The organism is Halopseudomonas pelagia CL-AP6 (assembly GCF_000410875.1).
Taxonomy (GTDB): domain Bacteria; phylum Pseudomonadota; class Gammaproteobacteria; order Pseudomonadales; family Pseudomonadaceae; genus Halopseudomonas; species Halopseudomonas pelagia.
Genome location: NZ_AROI01000003.1, coordinates 249,043 through 267,306 on the forward strand (window position 1 = coordinate 249,043; position 18,264 = coordinate 267,306).

Annotated in this window: 19 protein-coding genes; 10 read left to right on the top strand and 9 right to left on the bottom strand. The window is 58.1% G+C overall.

Features of this window, described 5'->3' with window-relative positions; genetic code table 11:
- Positions 1 to 558 (bottom strand): hypoxanthine-guanine phosphoribosyltransferase, encoded by a 558-nt coding sequence (locus K787_RS0102505; protein WP_022961210.1) that lies wholly within the window; start codon positions 556 to 558, stop codon positions 1 to 3.
- 169 nt (positions 559 to 727) lie between these two features.
- Here K787_RS0102505 and upp point away from each other — a divergent pair, with 169 nt between their 5' ends.
- Both upp and K787_RS21950 read left to right on the top strand, forming a co-directional pair.
- Positions 728 to 1,369: a uracil phosphoribosyltransferase gene (gene upp, locus K787_RS0102510; protein ID WP_022961211.1), complete on the top strand. Its 642-nt coding sequence runs from the start codon at positions 728 to 730 to the stop codon at positions 1,367 to 1,369.
- Positions 1,369 to 2,628, top strand: a complete 1,260-nt coding sequence (locus K787_RS21950) for a uracil-xanthine permease family protein (protein WP_022961212.1) — start codon at positions 1,369 to 1,371, stop codon at positions 2,626 to 2,628. The genes upp and K787_RS21950 overlap by 1 nt, the downstream gene beginning before the upstream one ends.
- Before the next feature lie 8 nt (positions 2,629 to 2,636).
- Here the strand turns inward: K787_RS21950 and K787_RS0102520 are convergent, their stop codons facing one another.
- From K787_RS0102520 to K787_RS0102545, 6 genes are all read right to left on the bottom strand, one after another.
- On the bottom strand, positions 2,637 to 3,032 hold the full coding sequence (locus K787_RS0102520) for a type IV pilin protein (RefSeq protein ID WP_040640750.1): 396 nt from the start codon (positions 3,030 to 3,032) through the stop codon (positions 2,637 to 2,639).
- Positions 3,033 to 3,072: 40 nt separating this feature from the next.
- Positions 3,073 to 6,123 (bottom strand): PilC/PilY family type IV pilus protein, encoded by a 3,051-nt coding sequence (locus K787_RS21955; RefSeq protein ID WP_022961214.1) that lies wholly within the window; start codon positions 6,121 to 6,123, stop codon positions 3,073 to 3,075.
- Entirely contained in the window at positions 6,104 to 6,625 is a 522-nt protein-coding gene (locus tag K787_RS0102530; RefSeq protein WP_022961215.1) for a pilus assembly PilX family protein, read from the bottom strand. The genes K787_RS21955 and K787_RS0102530 overlap by 20 nt, the downstream gene beginning before the upstream one ends.
- Positions 6,626 to 6,657: 32 nt before the next feature.
- Positions 6,658 to 7,488, bottom strand: a complete 831-nt coding sequence (locus K787_RS21960; RefSeq protein ID WP_022961216.1) for a PilW family protein — start codon at positions 7,486 to 7,488, stop codon at positions 6,658 to 6,660.
- Positions 7,488 to 7,931 carry a type IV pilus modification protein PilV gene (gene pilV, locus K787_RS0102540; RefSeq protein WP_022961217.1) on the bottom strand — a complete coding sequence of 148 codons (444 nt, stop codon included), beginning with the start codon at positions 7,929 to 7,931 and terminating at the stop codon, positions 7,488 to 7,490. The genes K787_RS21960 and pilV overlap by 1 nt, the downstream gene beginning before the upstream one ends.
- 298 nt (positions 7,932 to 8,229) lie before the next feature.
- On the bottom strand, positions 8,230 to 9,168 hold the full coding sequence (locus tag K787_RS0102545) for a 2-hydroxyacid dehydrogenase (protein ID WP_022961218.1): 939 nt from the start codon (positions 9,166 to 9,168) through the stop codon (positions 8,230 to 8,232).
- A 64-nt stretch (positions 9,169 to 9,232) separates the two neighbouring features.
- Here K787_RS0102545 and K787_RS0102550 point away from each other — a divergent pair, with 64 nt between their 5' ends.
- Positions 9,233 to 9,877, top strand: coding sequence for a LysE family transporter (locus K787_RS0102550; RefSeq protein ID WP_022961219.1), 645 nt, complete (start codon positions 9,233 to 9,235; stop codon positions 9,875 to 9,877).
- 4 nt (positions 9,878 to 9,881) lie between these two features.
- Here the strand turns inward: K787_RS0102550 and hemH are convergent, their stop codons facing one another.
- Positions 9,882 to 10,904 carry a ferrochelatase gene (gene hemH, locus K787_RS0102555; protein WP_022961220.1) on the bottom strand — a complete coding sequence of 341 codons (1,023 nt, stop codon included), beginning with the start codon at positions 10,902 to 10,904 and terminating at the stop codon, positions 9,882 to 9,884.
- A gap of 3 nt (positions 10,905 to 10,907) precedes the next feature.
- A complete protein-coding gene (locus tag K787_RS0102560) occupies positions 10,908 to 11,810 on the bottom strand; it encodes a TIGR01777 family oxidoreductase (RefSeq protein WP_022961221.1) in 903 nt (300 codons plus the stop codon).
- A gap of 311 nt (positions 11,811 to 12,121) precedes the next feature.
- On the opposite strand from K787_RS0102560, the gene K787_RS0102565 reads away from it, so the two are divergent.
- From K787_RS0102565 to K787_RS0102595, 7 genes are all read left to right on the top strand, one after another.
- Positions 12,122 to 13,111 (top strand): NAD(P)/FAD-dependent oxidoreductase, encoded by a 990-nt coding sequence (locus K787_RS0102565; protein WP_022961222.1) that lies wholly within the window; start codon positions 12,122 to 12,124, stop codon positions 13,109 to 13,111.
- A complete protein-coding gene (locus K787_RS0102570) occupies positions 13,108 to 13,323 on the top strand; it encodes a TIGR02450 family Trp-rich protein (RefSeq protein ID WP_022961223.1) in 216 nt (71 codons plus the stop codon). The genes K787_RS0102565 and K787_RS0102570 overlap by 4 nt, the downstream gene beginning before the upstream one ends.
- Positions 13,324 to 13,482: 159 nt before the next feature.
- Entirely contained in the window at positions 13,483 to 14,379 is an 897-nt protein-coding gene (locus K787_RS21965) for a MerR family transcriptional regulator (protein WP_022961224.1), read from the top strand.
- 5 nt (positions 14,380 to 14,384) lie between these two features.
- Positions 14,385 to 15,812 (top strand): deoxyribodipyrimidine photo-lyase, encoded by a 1,428-nt coding sequence (gene phrB, locus K787_RS0102580; protein WP_028614519.1) that lies wholly within the window; start codon positions 14,385 to 14,387, stop codon positions 15,810 to 15,812.
- Positions 15,802 to 16,230 (top strand): nuclear transport factor 2 family protein, encoded by a 429-nt coding sequence (locus tag K787_RS0102585; RefSeq protein ID WP_022961226.1) that lies wholly within the window; start codon positions 15,802 to 15,804, stop codon positions 16,228 to 16,230. The genes phrB and K787_RS0102585 overlap by 11 nt, the downstream gene beginning before the upstream one ends.
- On the top strand, positions 16,227 to 17,000 hold the full coding sequence (locus K787_RS0102590) for an SDR family NAD(P)-dependent oxidoreductase (protein ID WP_022961227.1): 774 nt from the start codon (positions 16,227 to 16,229) through the stop codon (positions 16,998 to 17,000). Before K787_RS0102585 ends, K787_RS0102590 begins: the two co-directional genes overlap by 4 nt.
- Positions 17,000 to 18,259, top strand: a complete 1,260-nt coding sequence (locus K787_RS0102595; protein WP_022961228.1) for an NAD(P)/FAD-dependent oxidoreductase — start codon at positions 17,000 to 17,002, stop codon at positions 18,257 to 18,259. Before K787_RS0102590 ends, K787_RS0102595 begins: the two co-directional genes overlap by 1 nt.
- Positions 18,260 to 18,264 lie beyond the last annotated feature (5 nt).

Genomic DNA, 18,264 nt, shown 5'->3' on the forward strand with positions numbered 1-18,264 from the left:
TCAGGCCTCAGGTATGGCAAAAATACCATTGGCATTGCGCCAATAGCCTTTGTAATCCAGACCAAAGCCAAAGATATAGCGATCCACCACCTGCAGTCCGGTAAAGTCCGCACGCATACCCACATAGGCCTTGCGATCGTGTTGCTTGTCGAGCAGCACTGCGGTCAATACCTGACTGGCTCCGGCGTCGCGGCAATACTCGGTGATTGCAGCCAAAGTATGACCTTCATCGAGGATGTCATCGACAATCAGCACCGTACGGCCCACCAGTGAATGCTCGGCGCGCGCCTTCCAGAACAGCTCACCCCCCGACAGCTTGTTGCGGTAACGCGTGGCATGCAGATAACCCACTTCCATCGGGAAATCCAAGCGCGTGACTAACTGCCCAGCGATCACCAGCCCGCCGTTCATGACGCTGTAGACGATCGGATTGGCTTCGGACAGCGCCGCATTGATCTCGGCCGCCATACGATCCATGGCAGCTTGTATCTCTGCCGCAGTAAACAGGCAATCGGCCTCGGCCTTGATTTTCCGAATGTGATCCAGATCGACGGACATGCAGGACTCCCGGTGGGTGCAAAGCGCAGTAAAGGCTGCGCAAAATACTGATCTTGGTCGCCAAACGCAAGCAAAGCCGCCCGCCAATTGAGCCAAAGACGGATGACCGCAAACTGACATTAGTTTAGGCTATGCCCAATCTATGCGCCCCGCACGAGAGCCACTCCCGATGAATGTTAAAGAAATACGCCACCCGCTGATCCGCCACAAGCTGGGTCTGATGCGCCGTGCTGAAATCAGCACCAAGAACTTTCGCGAACTGGCACAGGAAGTCGCTGCGCTGTTGACCTACGAAGCGACCCAGGACATGCCGATCGAATCCCAGCAGATCGAAGGCTGGTGCGGCACGGTAGAGGTAGAAAAGCTCTCTGGCAAGAAGGTCACGGTGGTGCCTATTCTACGTGCCGGCTTAGGCATGCTGGACGGCGTTCTAAGCTTGATCCCCAGCGCCAAGGTCAGTGTGATTGGTTTGGTGCGCAACGAGGAAACGCTTGAAGCGGACACTTACCTGGAAAAACTGGTCGGCGAAATGAATCAACGCATGGCGCTGATCATTGATCCAATGCTGGCTACCGGTGGCTCCATGGTCGCCACCATCGATATGCTCAAGCGCGCGGGTGCTCGGGAGATTCGCGCCTTGGTATTGGTCGCCGCCCCTGAGGGTATCGCTCGAGTCAACAAACTCCACCCTGACGTACAGATCTTTACCGCATCGGTGGATGAGCGACTGAACGAGCAGGGTTATATTATTCCCGGGCTGGGCGACGCCGGTGACAAGATCTTCGGCACCAAACAGAAGGATATTCACTGATGCAGGGAGTGGAAACCACTGGCTGGCGCACGGCGCTAGCCGGTTCGCAGATGCTTTTTGTCGCCTTTGGCGCGCTGGTACTGATGCCGCTAATCACCGGCATGGACCCCAGTGTGGCGCTGTTCACCGCGGGTATCGGCACGCTGATCTTCCAGTTCACTACCCAGCGTCAGGTACCGGTATTTCTCGCATCCAGCTTTGCCTTTATCGCGCCTATTCTTTACAGCAACCAGACCTGGGGGCTGCCTGCCACACTCGGCGGCCTGCTGGCGGCCGGGATCATGTATATCCTCCTGAGCCTGATTGTGCGCCTGCGCGGTCCGGGGTTTATCCAGCACCTGTTACCGCCAGTGGTGGTCGGCCCGGTGATCATGGTCATTGGTTTGGGGCTGGCTTCTGTCGCGGTGAACATGGCCATGGGAAAAGCCGGCGACGGCAGTGTGCAGTTGGTCGAATACTCTACCGCGATCATTATTTCCATGTCGGCACTGGCTACCACGATACTGGTCGCGGTGTTTGCCAAGGGCATTTTCCGCCTGATTCCAATCCTCGCCGGGGTACTGGTCGGTTACGGGTTGTCTTGGCTGCTGGGCGTGGTTGACTTCAGCGTCGTGGATCAGGCCGAGTGGATGGCCGTACCGGGCTTCGTCACCCCCGAATTCAAGCTCGCCGCGATACTGTTCATGATCCCTGTGGCCATCGCTCCGGCGATTGAACATATCGGTGACGTACTGGCGATCGGTTCGGTGACCGGCAAGGACTACATACGCAAACCCGGCTTGCAGCGCACGCTGTTAGGCGATGGTCTGGCCACCTCGGCTGCCGCTTGTCTCGGTGGGCCACCCAATACCACCTACTCGGAAGTCACCGGCGCCGTCATGCTGACGCGCAACTTCAACCCCAACGTGATGATCTGGGCAGCTTTTTTTGCTATTGGCCTGGCCTTTGTCGACAAGTTTGGTGCCGTGCTGCTGAGTATGCCGGTACCCGTTATGGGCGGGATTCTCTGCCTGCTGTTCGGCTCGATTGCAGTGGTCGGCATGAATACGCTGATTCGCCACCAGGTCGACCTGTCGCAGGCGCGCAACCTGTGCATCGTATCGGTGACCCTGGTGTTCGGCATTGGCGGCCTGGTTATCGGCAACGACAGTTTCAGTCTGCAGGGCATCAGCCTGTGCGGCGTAGTGGCGATCATCCTCAATTTGGTATTGCCCAAAGGGACACCCGCCGCGGCAAACGCGGACCATCTCGGCGAGTAATACCGGCCTCAGCGTCGCCAGCACTTGATCTCCGCTGGCGTGCGCTGCCCAACTTGATTAAGACTGTATTGCGCACAGGCATCCCCGGCCATAACGCCTCCCGGCACCGCACGCGCATTTAGCAGGTAAGTATCAACCTCCAGCGTTGAGGTAATAACAAACACCGCCTGTCCCGCTGCGGGGCTCTGGCTAATCAGCGCAGCGGCACCCTCTTCGTAACTACCGTGGCGGGTAAAAAAGCGCTCCAACAGCTGGGCATTTTCCAGCAATACTGCGGCCACTTCTGCGCGCCGGGTCTGCCTTACCTGTTCCTGATAGGACGGATAAGCAATAGCCGCCAGAATACCTACCACCGCCACTACCAGCATAAGCTCTATCAGGGTAAAGCCTGCTTGCCTGGTCATGTTCATCGGCCGTTACTCTTCTGATATTGTCTGCCTGCCATCACATCAACTGCCGCCACATAATGCGGTTGAAACGGCAGTTGCCCGCGCCGATCACTCGGTCCACCGAGGTGGTTGTTGCCGCCACATTGTATTCTTGCCCACAGTAGATAAACCGACACGCGGAATCGCCCGGCTGACAGCGGCAATCATCCACCTTGGGATCGCACGGGCAGAAGGTTGTCGCCGCGTCACATACGGCGGGAGCAGAAGGATCAAGCGGGTTCGCTTCTTCATCTGCGCCAGCAGGCTGGATCCGCGGTTGTTCGAGCACCACCAGATCGCCTGGCAAACCGCCTTCGATGCTCACGCCCGCCACCGGCGTATCGGCACTATCGACAATGCCGTCATCATTGCTGTCCAGCGTGGCCACATGCAGCATGCCACCGGAAAACAGATCCATCGACATCAGCCAGCCAGAGCCCGTGTGGATACAGGGATCCCCATCGTCCTGCACCAAGGCGGTATTGAATAGAAGCCGCCCACCTCGAACCAGCAGATTACGCGTCACCCGCTCACCCCGGGGGTTTGTGCCCAACATCAGCGGCAGATACCAGCCATCGCTGCGCGGCCCATTCCAGCTCACTCGATTTTGGCTCAGGGTTCTGACCCGGCGATTACCGACGCTCGACTCACTGGTAATATACTGCGGTTGCAAGGTCGCTGCGGTCAGATTTCCGCTGCCCCCAGGCCGATCCCACACGGCATAGACCGCTTGTAGCCGAGTATCCTGTCGGTCGGCCGCTTCCATCAATTTGCCAGTCCCGAACACTATCATTCGACCGCCCTGCGGATGCTCGACTACTACAGGTTGCACCGTGATCGGCTGAATTGCGTTCTCAGCCAGCCCAGTGGTAAACAGCGGTGCGCCATTCAGCGCCACGCGCCAGTCCGAGGGCGCGCCCTCAAGGTCAAACTTCCACAGTCGCCCTTGCAAGTCACCCGCATAAGCGGCTATCACCTCGCCCAGACTATTGTTAACCACCTGCACCGAGGACAAGCCATTGCCAGACGCCGAGTTCGCTCCAGCCGCCACAATGCTCCTGATCAACAGCCCATCGCTGAGGCGGATCACGTAAAGAACCGGCTGACCGGACGCCCCGCCGTAGCCGTTGCCGACGATGGCCACCGACTCTCCGTTTAACCGTGCGATAACCGGTTTACCGTAACTGAAGCCTAACTCGTCAAAGCCACTGCTTGCGGGTGTGATCTCCCACAAGCCTCCCAGCGCAGCGTTACCCGTCGACTGGTCAAATAGCCGCAGTGCCAATAACGCTCGCCCACCAGCGCCCATACCCGCGACCGCCAAAGTCGACCAGACCCCATTCAACGGTGCATCCGCTACTACTACAGCGCCATCAACCCCAGACACATGAGCGCCGTGTAGATCATCCAGCCTGGCCCTGGAACCCAAGGCTGAGTGGGCACTGGCGGGTAAAAAAGCCAAACGATGCTCACCCGTATCGGCTGCCAACACATGCAGAAAACCGTCATTGGCGCCGGCCAGCAATAGCGAGCGCATTCGGTTCTGCTTGGCCACAAGATAATCGGCGTAACCAGCATGGCGCCCGGATGTCAGCGCGGCTCCTGAATCAGCCAGTACCAGCGACGAGTTCACCACGTCGCCCAACAGACGCGTCCGGGACCGATAGCCGCTCACCTCCACGCCACGACTCCAATCCAGCAACGCCTGCCCTGATTGATCACCGGCAGCCAGATCGAGCAGGTCTCGCTGGCCAATGGTGAGACGCGCGTAGGTATTGGTGCCGAGACTGATGACTGCGCCCGGGCTATTACCCTGCGGCAGTCGCCAAGTCTGATAACGCGCTGCGGCGTTGGCATTGACCGTCACATCGCTGGTCCACTCCAGGCTGTCAGCCCGGCCCTGGGCATCGAGACTCAGCGCCTCCAGCACACCGCTCCAGTCACGCGGGTCATAGTGAGAACGGTAAAACCACGAACCAGCCACCAACTCTGGCCCGCTGGCAACGCCGCCCCCGCCTGAGCCTGCCTTGGCATTGATCTCCTGCAATACGCTGGTGAGTGCCACATTCAGTTGCTCGCGATCAGACGCGGTGTAGTAACTCCCACCACCCGCCTCGGCCACCCCCTGTAGGCGTGCATCATCCAGCGCAAAGCCCAGGGTATAAGTGCGCATGTTCTGCCGTGAGTAATCCGGGTCGTCCCAGCCCGCACCTGCAGCATCCTTATCTACACTAGGGCGATCGGTATTACGCAGATCAATATCATAGGCAAACCGGGCAATGTCATTGAGGTAGAAGCGGCTCCCCTCCGTCCCCAGAGGACCACCGGTACTGTCGCCCCGGTCATCACCATCCCAGTTCGGCAAATTGACCGAGCCCGGTACTGCGGGATTGTCGATATCCGGTTCAATCCCTGCATTATTGGGAAATTCGGAGTCGTAGGTGGGCAGACCATCGGTCAGAATCAGACCAAAGCTCTTCTGGCAGCGGTATTCGATCGGGCTGGAAAACTGCTCGCGGCTCGCCTCGCTGGCAGACTGCGGGTAAAACGCACGCATCCCGCGCATGTAGCGTGTCACTTCATAGTAGGTTTCCGCCAAGGGCGTATAGGTGTACGACGGAGCATGGGGGCTCGGGTCGATGGCATCAAGCTGGCGGTTTAACGCATTGAATCGGGCGATTCCGGCACTGCTTGCAGGTGAAATATCCCCCACTTCGACCAGCAGTTGACCACCCGGCGCATTCCGGCTGGTGCCATTGCCCTCGGTTTCGCGAAAGCTAAACAGACCGAAGCGCACGTCGCGGTTATTGCTGATAACCTCCTTGGCCACCTCACGGGCGATCTGCAGCCGGGTTTCTCCATCGATGCGATTGACGACCATGCTCGATGAGTTATCAAACACCATGACCACATTAGGCGCCACTGCGGAAGCTGCCAGAATCGGCCCACTGAGCGGGTTGAAGCTCGCCTGCGCTGGCAGCGCCAGCGCGATACCCAGCGCAGCGCCGCAGAGCCAAGCCCTGGCCACACCAGCGATGCAGAACGGATCAGACGGCGTAATGCACATAGACACCCTCCAATACCGTTCGGGTTGAGCCTCGGTAACTCACCACCACTATGCGATAGAGATTGCCCGGCCCCTCATAAGGGGGGTTGGCCGTCAGGGTATGAGCCGGCGCCAGCGTCTCGCCCAGAGCGGTTATGCGATACCAGACCTGCATATGGTTGGTATCCACAGAAGTAGGTATCTGCACCCAACCTGCACCGGGTGAGCCAAAGGAGTCGATATCAAACACACTCGAGGGGATCGCACAGTCGGCTGCGCGACAAGGATTGGGCATAGGTTTGTTTTCCTGCACTGCCTGCGCCAGTTGCTGGTGGATCAGTTGCAGCGCCGCCTCCGCCGCCTGCAAGCTGTCGTTCTTGAGTTTTACGTTGGCGGCCATGCGTTCCTGATGAGTCGCTGAGGTGATGCCAGCCACGCCCACCAGGGTCAGCAGCAACAAGAACACCAGACTGACAATCAGCGCCGATCCTGCTTGTTCTTTATCGAATATCCTTGCCCACATAATCAGCTCCAGTCCTTGTTACTCAATCCCGGTTACTCAATCCTGTTGCGCAGAGCCACCACCTGCTTGAAATTCTGCGCCAGCACCCTACCCTGCTCAGGGCTCGCTGGCGTGTCGCTCAGCTGCAGCTCAAGCTTGACACTGCGAATCAGCTCGCCCTGGTGGGCAGCCACTTCATTCACATAAGCCCCGCTGACTTGACGCTGCCCTGCCGTGGCGGCCAATCCAAAGCTCAAGGACAAGCTTGCCACTCCATCCAGAAGGGTCTGATAGTTGCCCACGCCGTTATTCCTTATCTGCAGCGCATGAGCATTGACCCGATAGTCGACCTGACGCAGAGGAATAACCAGATCACCGGGCCTGACCACAAGATCAGCCGCTTCGGAGATACGCAGATCTGCGGTGTCGCGACAATTGCTCACGATCAACCAGCGGGCGCCATAATCGCCGGGCCGGCGGGTGGTCGATACGATAAAGGACTCGCTGTTGGGCACAGCGGTAATCAGGGTCAGAGTATCCAGGCCGCTGTCACTGGAATATATAAGAGGCGTTTCCAACGCGGCCGGAACGGTAGCGCGGATACTGGCCGGCAAACGAGCCAGATCCAAACAACCGTACATGTTCAGCATGCGCAATTCCCGGCTCAGGCGACCCAGCAAATAACGCGCATCCTCCTGCAAGATTGCAGCGCTGCGTTGCACCATGAATGTTTGCTTGCTGGCGAGAAACACCTGCACTACACCCAGCACCAGCACCAGCCCGAGGGCCAATGCGATCAACAGCTCGACCAACCCGAAGCCTGCCGGGCGTATACCCAGCCGCCACGGTGCTGGGTGCAATGGATGGCAGACCCAGCGCATCATCACCTGACCACCGAGGAAGTAACGAAGCGGGTATCATCTTCACCAGTCTGGGTCCTGGCTTCAGACCAACTGACGGTTATGATCACCCGGTTATCGCTGACCGCAATGCTGCCGGCCCCCCTCGGCAAATGACAGGTGACCGACTCGATAAAATCCGCTATATCCCGCAAAACAATGCTGGAACCACCGGAACTCGCAGTGCACTCCCCCGCCACCGAAGCAGTCGCATAATGGCTCAACTGCCCTGAGTTGGCACGCATCCGGTCCAGCAGATCACTAGCGATCAGGCTGGCCTGAGTGCTGTAACCGGCACTGGCGTTGTAGCGAATAGCATTGAGTTGCAGTGTTGCGGCACCCAGGACGCCCACCGCCAGTACCAGCACGGCGATCATAACTTCCAGCAGGCTGACCCCGCGCTGTCGCCCAGCCGACCGCTGGAACAAGGTTATTCCAGGGTAGAAATAGCAGCGATATGGTGTCGAACGCATCCTTGCGTGCATGATCGTTCAGTCCCTTGAAGTGCACGCGATGGTGTGGCTGGTGATGTCATGGCTGACATCTGCGCACGCTACGTACGGTGTGTATTTACATCCTGTACACACTACGACAGGGCCTTGATGGCTAAAACGTTAGCGTCTTACAGACGGGTTGGCAACCATCCAAAAGGGTGAGATAGAACTTGCGCAACCCTGCTGAAAACGCAGTTGCGCGTTTAATGACTGAGACCTTTTACGGCGGCTTTTACTCGGCAACGGTACTCAGGCCATCTGCCAGTTGGCCGACAATACGTTGCCTCGCTTCGCGGCTGCCCCATGCAGAATGCGGGGTAATTACCAGGTTGGGGATGTCGTTTGCCAGCAGCGGATTGCCATCCACCGGGGGCTCAACGCTCAGTACGTCACAGGCGGCCCCGCCCAGATGCCCGCTACGCAAACTATCAACCAGTGCCTGCTCATCTACCAGGCCGCCGCGGGCAGCATTGATCAGCAGGCTGCCGGGTTTCATCAGCGCCAGCGCCTGGGCATCAAGCATATTGCGGGTATGCTCCGTAAGCGGGCAATGCAGGCTGAGAACATCCACCTGAGGCAGTAATGCAGCAAGCTCAGGCCGGTCCGCATGCGGGCGGCCCGGCAGCGCGCCGGCAATCACGTGCATACCGAACGCCTCGGCCAGACGACCAACCGCCTGTCCCAGCTCGCCATAACCAAGAATCCCCAAGGTCTTGCCAGCCAGCTCGGCGATGGGATAATCCAACAGGCAGAACTGGCTGCTGCGTTGCCAGGCTCCGTCTTTCACTGCCTGACGATAAGACTCAAAACGCGTGATCAATACCAACATCAGCATCAGCGTATGCTGTGCTACCGCAGGCGTGCCATAGGCCTGGCAATTGCGCACTTGAATACCCAGCCGCTCGGCAGCCACCAAATCGATATTGTTGGTACCGGTTGCGGCCACCAGGATCAGCCGCAGCGCAGGGTTGCTCTGCATCGCTGCGTCATCGATAACCACCTTGTTGGTAATCACTACAGTACGACCGGCAATACGCTCCTGTACCTGCTCAGGCGCAGTACTGGGGTAGGCCTTGAATTCCGCCGAGCGTTGGCGCAATGCACTGGTATCCAGGTCATCCTTGTCCAGGGAGGCCAGGTCGAGAAAAACAACGGAAGACGAATTATTCATGCTGACTGTATCTGTTTGGCTGAGAGGTCAGTGTCTAGAATGGCGATTTTAACCGGGGGCGTCCATGTACCTGAACGAATTTCTTTTGGTTGCGCTGGTACATTTGCTCGCGGTGATGAGTCCTGGGCCGGACTTCGCTGTGGTCATTCGCAATAGCGTCGGTGCCGGCCGGCAAGCCGGCCTAACCACTGCCCTGGGGGTAGGCTGTGGAATTCTGGTGCATGTAGCCTATTCGCTTCTAGGCATTGGCCTGATCGTTTCGCAATCCACCTGGCTTTTCAATCTGCTCAAGCTCGCGGCCGCTGGTTATCTGTTCTACCTGGGCGTCAAAGCGCTGCGTTCACGACCCCAGCCACTCAATAGTGATGTGCCGGCAGCGTCAACCCTCTCATCGCGCAAAGCCTTCGCCAACGGATTTATCACCAACGGCCTGAACCCCAAAGCGACCCTGTTCTTTCTTTCGCTGTTTACCCTGATCATCAGCCCGCTCACCCCGATGGGCATCCAGGCGTTTTACGGCCTCTATCTGGCACTGGCAACCGCCGCTTGGTTCTGCCTGGTAGCGCTGTTGTTCAGCCACGCTCGGGTACGCCAAGGCTTTGGTAAACTCGGGCACTGGTTTGATCGTCTGATGGGCACGGTGCTGATCGGCCTTGGCCTGCACTTGGTATTAAGCGAGTGGCTGAAGCGCGGGCCCCAACCACTCTGAGCATTCAGGCCGCGCTCGGCTCGGTCTGGCACCAGTGCGCCAGGGTGTCGATCCATTGCGGATGGTCATTCAAGCAAGGCACCAACACCAGCTCTTCGCCACCGGCTTCAATAAACAGTTCGCGCGCCCGATCGCCGATCTCTTCCAGGGTTTCGATGCAGTCGGCGACAAAGGCCGGGCACATGACCAGCAAACGCTTGACGCCCTGCGCTGCGAGTTCGTCAATCCTCGCCTCGGTGTAGGGCTCGATCCATTTGTCTTTGCCCAGCCGCGACTGAAAGGCCAGTGACCACTGCCCATCGCGCAAACCCAAACGCTCGGTGAAGGCGCGGGTGACCGAGACACACTGCGCGCGGTAGCAGGTAGCGTGCGCGGGTGATGGACGGTCACAGCAATCGGGATAGGCCAGGCAGTGGGAGCCCGTGGGGTCCGCTTTGCGCAAATGGCGCTCCGGCAGTCCGTGGTAGCTGAATAACAGATGGTCGAAGCCTTGCTCCAGATGGGGCGCGGCACTGGCCACCAACGCATCAATATAACCGGGTTTGTCATGAAACGAAGACACAACCGTAAGCTTGATGTCGAGTTTATGCTCGGCCACCACGCGCCGCGCCTCCACGATTGAAGTCGTCACCGTGCTGTCGGCAAACTGAGGGTACTGTGGCATGAACAATACCTCCTTCACCCCTGGACGCGCGGCCAGCGCCAGTAAACCCTTTTCAATCGACGGCTGGCCGTAGCGCATGGCCAATTCAACCGGCATATCCAGCCTGGCTTGCAGCGCCTGCTGTACACGCCGGCTGATCACCACCAGCGGGGAGCCTTCTTCCCACCAGATCGACGCATAGGCGGCAGCCGACTGCTTTGGCCGCAGCAGCAGGATAAGCCCGACCAATAGCCGGCGAACGGGCCAAGGCAGATCAATCACATAAGGGTCCATCAGAAACTGGTTGAGATAACGGCGCACATCAGCCACTTCGGGGCTGGCAGGGGAGCCCAGGTTGGCAAGCAAGACCGCACGATCAGACATCAATTACTCCTCGGTTTTTAAAACGGCGGCCAGGGCCGCATCAAGATATTCAAATTGGAAGACATACCCGGCCTTCAGCAGCTTGTCAGGTACAGCATTCTGACCGGTCAACAACAACCCAGCCATCTCACCCAACGTCGCCTTCAGGATAAAGCCCGGCAACGGCATAAAGGCCGGTCGTTTGAGCATTTTGCCGAGCGTTTTGGCAAATTCGCGATTGGTGACCGGGTGGGGTGCCGTCGCATTAAAAGGCCCCTTGCATTGGTCCTGATATAGCAAAAACAAGATAATCCCGAGCATGTCATCAAGGTGTACCCAGGGCATGTACTGTTGGCCTGAGCCTATGGGGCCACCCAATCCAAGCTTGAACGGCAATAACAGCCGCTGCAAAAATCCACCGCCGGGCGCTACCACCAGCCCGGTGCGTAGCTGGCACACTCTAATGCCGTGAGCGGCAGCACGCTTGGCCGCCGACTCCCAGGCATCACAGAGCGTATGAGTATATTCGGCCCGTGCCGAACTTTCTTCAGTGATGCGTTTTTCCCCGCCGTCGCCGTACCAACCTACGGCCGAGCCGCTGATCAGCACTTGCGGTTTGACCACTTGCTGCCCCATCCAGGCCACCAACTGTTCGGTCAAAGTCACGCGGCTTGCCCATAAAGCGGCCTTGCGCTTGGCTGTCCAGGGTTTATCCGCGATGGGCTCACCCGCCAGATTGATGACCGCCTGAACCGGGGTACCGTCCATTTCCTCAAGCGCGCCAATAGCCGTTACCGCCTCCCCGCAACGTGCCTTGACTGTATCTGGAGAGCGGCTCCAGACTGTGACCTGATGACCGTCAGCCAACAAACGACCACAGAGTACGCTGCCAATGAGCCCTGTCCCGCCGGTTATGAGTACGCGCATGGCAACTCCTTGTAATCAAAAATGAAAGCTCGCTACCGTCGTCTGCTCACGTTGCCCTGTTTACAGGCCCTTGTCACATAGGCCATCACTGTACGAAGTGCCCAGCCAAGGTAAAAGGCTTGAATATGCAGCGAAATGAGTGTCGCCGCCTAGCATAGCAGCCAATCTCTACGGTCAATTGCACAGAGTTCACAATTGCGCGATGCTATACAAGCTTTAATTAATGTACAAGTTAAGTAGAATAGAGACTAATTACCAACAAGCATACAGCGACGTATTCCAAACGCTGGCCAGCCAGGACACAGACCGATATGACGCACACTCACTCTATTGCCATCATTGGCGCAGGCTTGGCCGGCATTAGCGCAGGCACTGCGCTGGCCGCTGAAGGTCAACTGGTCACGTTATTCGACAAAAGCCGTGGTAGTGGTGGGCGTATGAGTAGCAAACGGACAGAGTTCGGCGACCTGGATATGGGCGCCCAATACTTTACCGCCCGGGATTCGCATTTTCGCCACGAGTTACGCGACTGGCTGGATAAGGGCTGGGTGAGTGAATGGGACCCGGCGATGTATTCCTACGATGATCAGGGATTACATAGTTCAAGCGACGACCTACAACGCTTTGTCGGCAACCCGCGCATGACCGGGCTGTCTCGTGAACTTTTGGCAGGGTTAAATCTGGTCAGTCAGACCCACATCAGCCGTCTGCGGCAGGACGACCAGAGTGGCTGGCTTTTGATAGATGACCAGGATCAAGTGCATGGGCCCTTCGAGCGCGTTATTGTCGCCACCCCGGCGCCCCAGGCCATCCCCCTGCTCGAACAGGCGCCGCAACTGGCACACACGGTATCGCAGGTCCAGATGGACCCCGGCTGGACGTTAGCAGTGGCTTTCCATACGCCGCTGAATACGCCTGTCGAAGCCTGTTTTGTCAGAGCCGGGCCGCTGGACTGGATTTCGCGTAATAGTAGCAAACCTGGACGCTCCACCCAGGACAGCTGGGTGCTGCAGTCTACTCCCGAATGGGCGCTCGCCCACCTGGAGACAGACAAATCAGAGGTCTCCAGGCTGATGCTCGCGGCGTTCAACCAGATCATCGGAGGCCCGATTCCTGAGCCCGCTTTCCTCCATGTTCACCGCTGGCTATACGCACGACCAACAGAACCCTGCCAATGGGGAGCCCTCGCTGCTCCTGAGAAAGGCTTGTACGTGTGCGGTGATTGGTGTCTCGGCGGACGTATAGAAAACGCCTGGCTGAGCGGCCAGCAAGCCGCACGCACGCTAATGGACAAGCGGTGAACCAGATCAACCCGCGCAAGCTGCTACTGTCGAAATGGACTGCCAGCCAGCCAATCAACCGAGAAAAGCACTTTATCGTTATTGAGTGCCAACTGGACGAGCACGACCTGGTGGTCAGCGTCGAACTGCAAGCTGTGCTCACCAAGCGCAGTCAGCACCTGCCATGGCGAGCACTACAAGACTCTAGTCTGTGGCTGACGGGTTGGCGCTGAGCGGCCAAACGATCAAATACTTGTACAAAATAGCAACTGGTGTACACTAATTCTTATACAGAGACAAAAAGCTGTATAAGAAGGAGTTGCTATGCCCCCGTCTCGCTGTTTAACCATTCAGCTATCACACTGCCTGGCACCTGCCTTAACGGTGAAGCCATGAGCGCTTCACCAGAGGCCCTACTACCGATCAGGGAGGTGTCCCGAGTGACCGGGGTCAACGCGGTTACGCTGCGTGCCTGGGAACGCCGCTATGGATTGATCACCCCACACCGAACCGTCAAAGGCCACCGCCTTTATACTGAAGAAAACGTGCAGCAGATTCAGGCTATTCTCACCTGGCTCAGCCGTGGTGTGGCTGTCGGCCAGGTAAAGGAACTGCTGCATGCGCCGCAACCCTTGATAGGTACCGCCGACTCGTTTTGGCATGAGCGGCAACAGGACTTTATCGATGCCTTGCTAACCTTCGATGCGCCCATGCTGGAGCAGATATTCAGCCATGCCATGCGCACCTTCAGTGCCCAGCAGGTCGCTCATCACTTGTTAGAACCCGTACTGCAGCATCTGCATCAACGTTGGCAGGGGCAATTTGGTAGCCATCTTGAAGAGGTCTTCTGCCATACCTGGCTACACAACCGCATGGCCACCCAGTTATACGAAATCAATCAACAGCTGTGCGGAGAGCCGGTACTGCTGGTCAATTTGTCCGAACAACCCTGTGAGCCGAGCCTCTGGCTGTTGGCCATGATGTTGAATGCCGACGGCATCCGCTATGCGATGCTCGAATGGGAAGTGCCGGCAAGCGAGCTGTCGTTAATAACCGAGCGTTGCAGCGCTGCGGCCATAGTGCTTTTCAGTGGCCGTGCATTATCCGCCCACCAATTACGCCGGCAATTACCCAAACTGGTTCAGCACCAACCTCTCCCGGTCATGCTCGCTGGCCCTGCTGCTGCGATTCATCAACAGGTACTCATGGAGCTCGGCGTTCTGACCCTGCCGGAGCGCGCCAGCCTGGCCTACCCTCTTCTGCTTGACCAACTGCGGACATTACAATGAGTGCAATACAACTATGCTGGCTGCGCAACGATCTGCGCCTGCATGACAACCACGCTCTCTGGCATGCCAGCCAAAGCGGTCCGGTAGTGGTGGTTTGCTTGCTGACCCCGAGCACCTGGCTGGAGCATGATGACGCACCGGTAAAAGTCGACTTCTGGCGGCGCAATCTGCAGCAACTCGGCGAGCAACTCAAGGCCCTGAACATTCCGCTACGAGTACTTAACGGCGAGAACTGGGCAACCGCAGCGCAGCAGTTGCAGGATCTGGCAACCGAGTTGAATGCTCAGGCACTGTTTTTCAATAACGAATATGGCGCGCACGAACAACAACGTGATGACGCAGTAGCCGACGCCTTTAGCGCACAGGGTCTGACCTGCCAGCGTTTTACCGATCTGATTCTGTTCAAACCCGGCAGTCTTCTGACCCAGTCCGGCAGCATGTTCAAGGTTTACAGCCAATTCCGCAAACAAGCTTACCGACGGCTGCACAACGGGTTACCCACTTGCCTGCCCGCGCCGAAAGAACAATCCGCTACCGGTATCCAGGCCGATGCGGTGCCGGAGCAGATCGCTGGTTACCAGCCTGCCAGCAGCCAACAACAGTCGCTTTGGCCGGCCGGTGAAGCGGCAGCCAACGAACGCTTGGCGCTATTCGCCGAGCAGATCATGGCCGACTATGACAGCGCCCGCGACCGCCCTGATATCGACGGCACCAGCCGCCTCTCGGCGTATCTTGTCTCAGGCGTACTCTCCCCGCGTCAGTGCCTGCATGCTGCGCTAGCCGCGAACCAAGGTGAATTCGACTCGGGCAATCCGGGTGCCGTTACCTGGGTCAACGAGTTGCTGTGGCGCGAGTTCTACAAGCACATACTGGTCTGTTACCCCCGTGTGTCAAAGCACCGTGCCTTTCGCCCGGATATGCAGCATATCCCCTGGAGAGATGATTCCCAATCGTTGGCGGCTTGGCAGCAGGGGCGCACAGGCATCCCGATCATTGACGCGGCAATGCGCCAACTGCTGTCCACCGGCTGGATGCACAACCGCCTGCGCATGCTGACCGCCATGTTCCTGACCAAGAATCTGTTGATCGACTGGCAGCATGGCGAGCGCTGGTTTATGCAGCACCTGATCGACGGCGACCTGGCGGCCAATAACGGTGGCTGGCAATGGAGCGCTTCGACCGGCACCGATTCAGCACCCTACTTCCGCATATTCAACGCGGTTACCCAGGCGCGCAAATTCGACCCGCAGGGCGACTTCATTCGCACCTGGGTGCCGGAGATCAGCCACCTCTCCATCAAGCAGATTCACCAACCTCCCGTAGCCGATTTATTTGCCACAGCGACTTATCCGGCTCCGATTGTCGATCTGGGTCAAAGCCGCAGACGTGCACTGCAGGTGTTCAAGCGCCAGGGAGAACAACATGACTCATGATTTTCCGCTGTTTTTCGCCAAAACCTTTGCCCAGCTGGACAAGCACAACCTTGATCGTTTGGCAGACATTTATGCCGCTGACATCCATTTCACCGATCCGCTGCACGACGTACGCGGCCTGGATGCCATGCGTGAATACTTTGAACAGATGTACGCCAACGTGACGCATATCGGCTTTGATTTCCATCAATGCGACACCGTGCGCGAGGGCCAGGCCCTGCTGCGCTGGACCATGACCTTTTGCCACCCGCGCCTGAACAAGGGCCGGGAAATAAAAGTGGAAGGCTGCAGCTGCCTCTTTTTTCACGATCAGCGCGTATCTCGACATATCGATTATTACGATGCCGGCGCCCTGCTCTATGAGCATATTCCTGTGCTGGGCCCAATCATCCACTGGCTGAAAGGAAGACTGGCATGAGCGTACAAAAAAGGATCTGGCTGACGGGCGCCTCTAGCGGCATTGGCCAAGCCATTGCCGCGCAGTTGGCCGCCAAGGGTCATCTGTTAGCGGTTAGCGCACGCCGCGCGGAGCCGCTTCAGGCACTAGCCGAGCGCTTTCCCGGACAGATATTGGTATTGCCCGTGGACATGACCGATGTCGAGGCAGTGCAACAGGTCGGACAACGGATCACCCAGGCCTGGGGCGCACTCGACTGGGCAATCCTGAATGCCGGCACCTGTGAATACGTCGACGTCGCCAATTTCGAATCGGCAATGTTTCAGCGCGTCATGCAGGCTAACGTCCAGGGCACAGTGCAGTGCATCGAAGCTGCTCTACCCCTGCTACGCAAAGGCATCCAGCCGCGCCTGGTCGGGGTTGGTAGCAGCGTGACTTTCTGTCCGCTGCCTCGCGCGGCTGCCTACGGTGCTTCCAAAGCGGCGATCCGCTATCTGTTCCAGTCACTTGAACTGGACCTGGCCCAGTGGAATATCGGCGTGACCCTGGTCAGCCCCGGCTTTGTGGAAACACCACTAACCGCAGCCAATGACTTCCCCATGCCAATGCAGGTCAGTAGCGACGAAGCCGCCGCCATCATTATCAAAGGCATGCACCAGGGCAAGCGGGAAATCAGCTTCCCCGGCCCCTTCATTGCCGTGCTCAAGCTAATGGGCCGCTTGCCCAATTGGCTGCGTTTCGCGCTGACCAAGGGCATGGCACGTCCGACCTCAAACAAGGAAGCCTCATAATGCGTATCGCCGTCGTTGGTTCCGGTATTTCCGGACTGGTCAGTGCCCGTCTGCTATCCCGCCAGCACGAAGTTACCGTGTTCGAAGCGGCAGACTGGATCGGCGGGCACACCCATACGGTGGATGTCGAAGTCGATGGCAAGGGCTACGCGATAGACACCGGTTTTATCGTCTTCAACGACTGGACCTATCCGAACTTTATTCGTTTGATGGATCAGTTGGGCGTTGCATCGAACGAAACTGAAATGAGCTTCTCGGTTAACCAGCCCGTCACGGGATTGGAGTACAACGGGCACAGCATCAACAGCCTGTTTGCCCAGCGTAGCAACCTGTTCTCGCCCGGCTTTATCGGCATGGTCCGCGATATTCTGCGCTTCAACCGTGAGGCATTAGACGACCTGGAGTCGGGCCGCATTCACGCCGAAACCACCTTGGGCGACTACCTAAAGGCCAAAGGTTACGGGCAGCGCTTTATCAACCATTACATCATCCCGATGGGCGCCGCCATCTGGTCAATGTCACTGGCCGATATGCTGGCGTTTCCACTCGCGTTCTTCGTTCGCTTTTTCAAGAATCATGGTTTGTTGTCGGTCAGCGACCGGCCGCAGTGGCGGGTTATCAGCGGTGGTTCGCGCTCTTATATCGAGCCACTAATAGCCCCGTTCAAGGATGCGATCCGGCTTAATTGCCGCGTGCAGAGCGTCATTCGCGATAAGCACGGCGTCAGCCTGATCAGCCCGAGAGGGGAAGAACGCTTCGACAAGATCATTTTCGCCTGCCATAGCGGTCAAGCGCTGCGTCTGCTGGCCCAGCCAACCGCAGCAGAGCAGTCCATTCTCGGCGCCATCGGCTATGCCGATAACGACGTGGTGCTGCATACCGATACCCGCCTGCTGCCCCGCCGCAAGCTGGCCTGGGCCAGCTGGAATTACCGCCTCGACGCTACGCCCAACAGCACGCAGCAACGCGCCGCAGCCGTGACTTACAACATGAACATCCTGCAAGGCATCGACTCCGACACCACCTTCTGCGTCAGCCTTAATCAGACCGCGGCCATTGACCCGACGAAAATACTCGGCCAGTTCAGCTATGCGCACCCGCAGTTCAGCCTGGTGGCGGCTGCCGCACAAGCGCGCTGGCAAGAATTGCTCGGCGCCAACCACAGCTATTTCTGCGGTGCTTACTGGGCCAATGGTTTCCATGAAGACGGTGTAATGAGTGCACTGCGGGTAACCGAAGCCTTAGGGGAGACCTTGTAATGTCC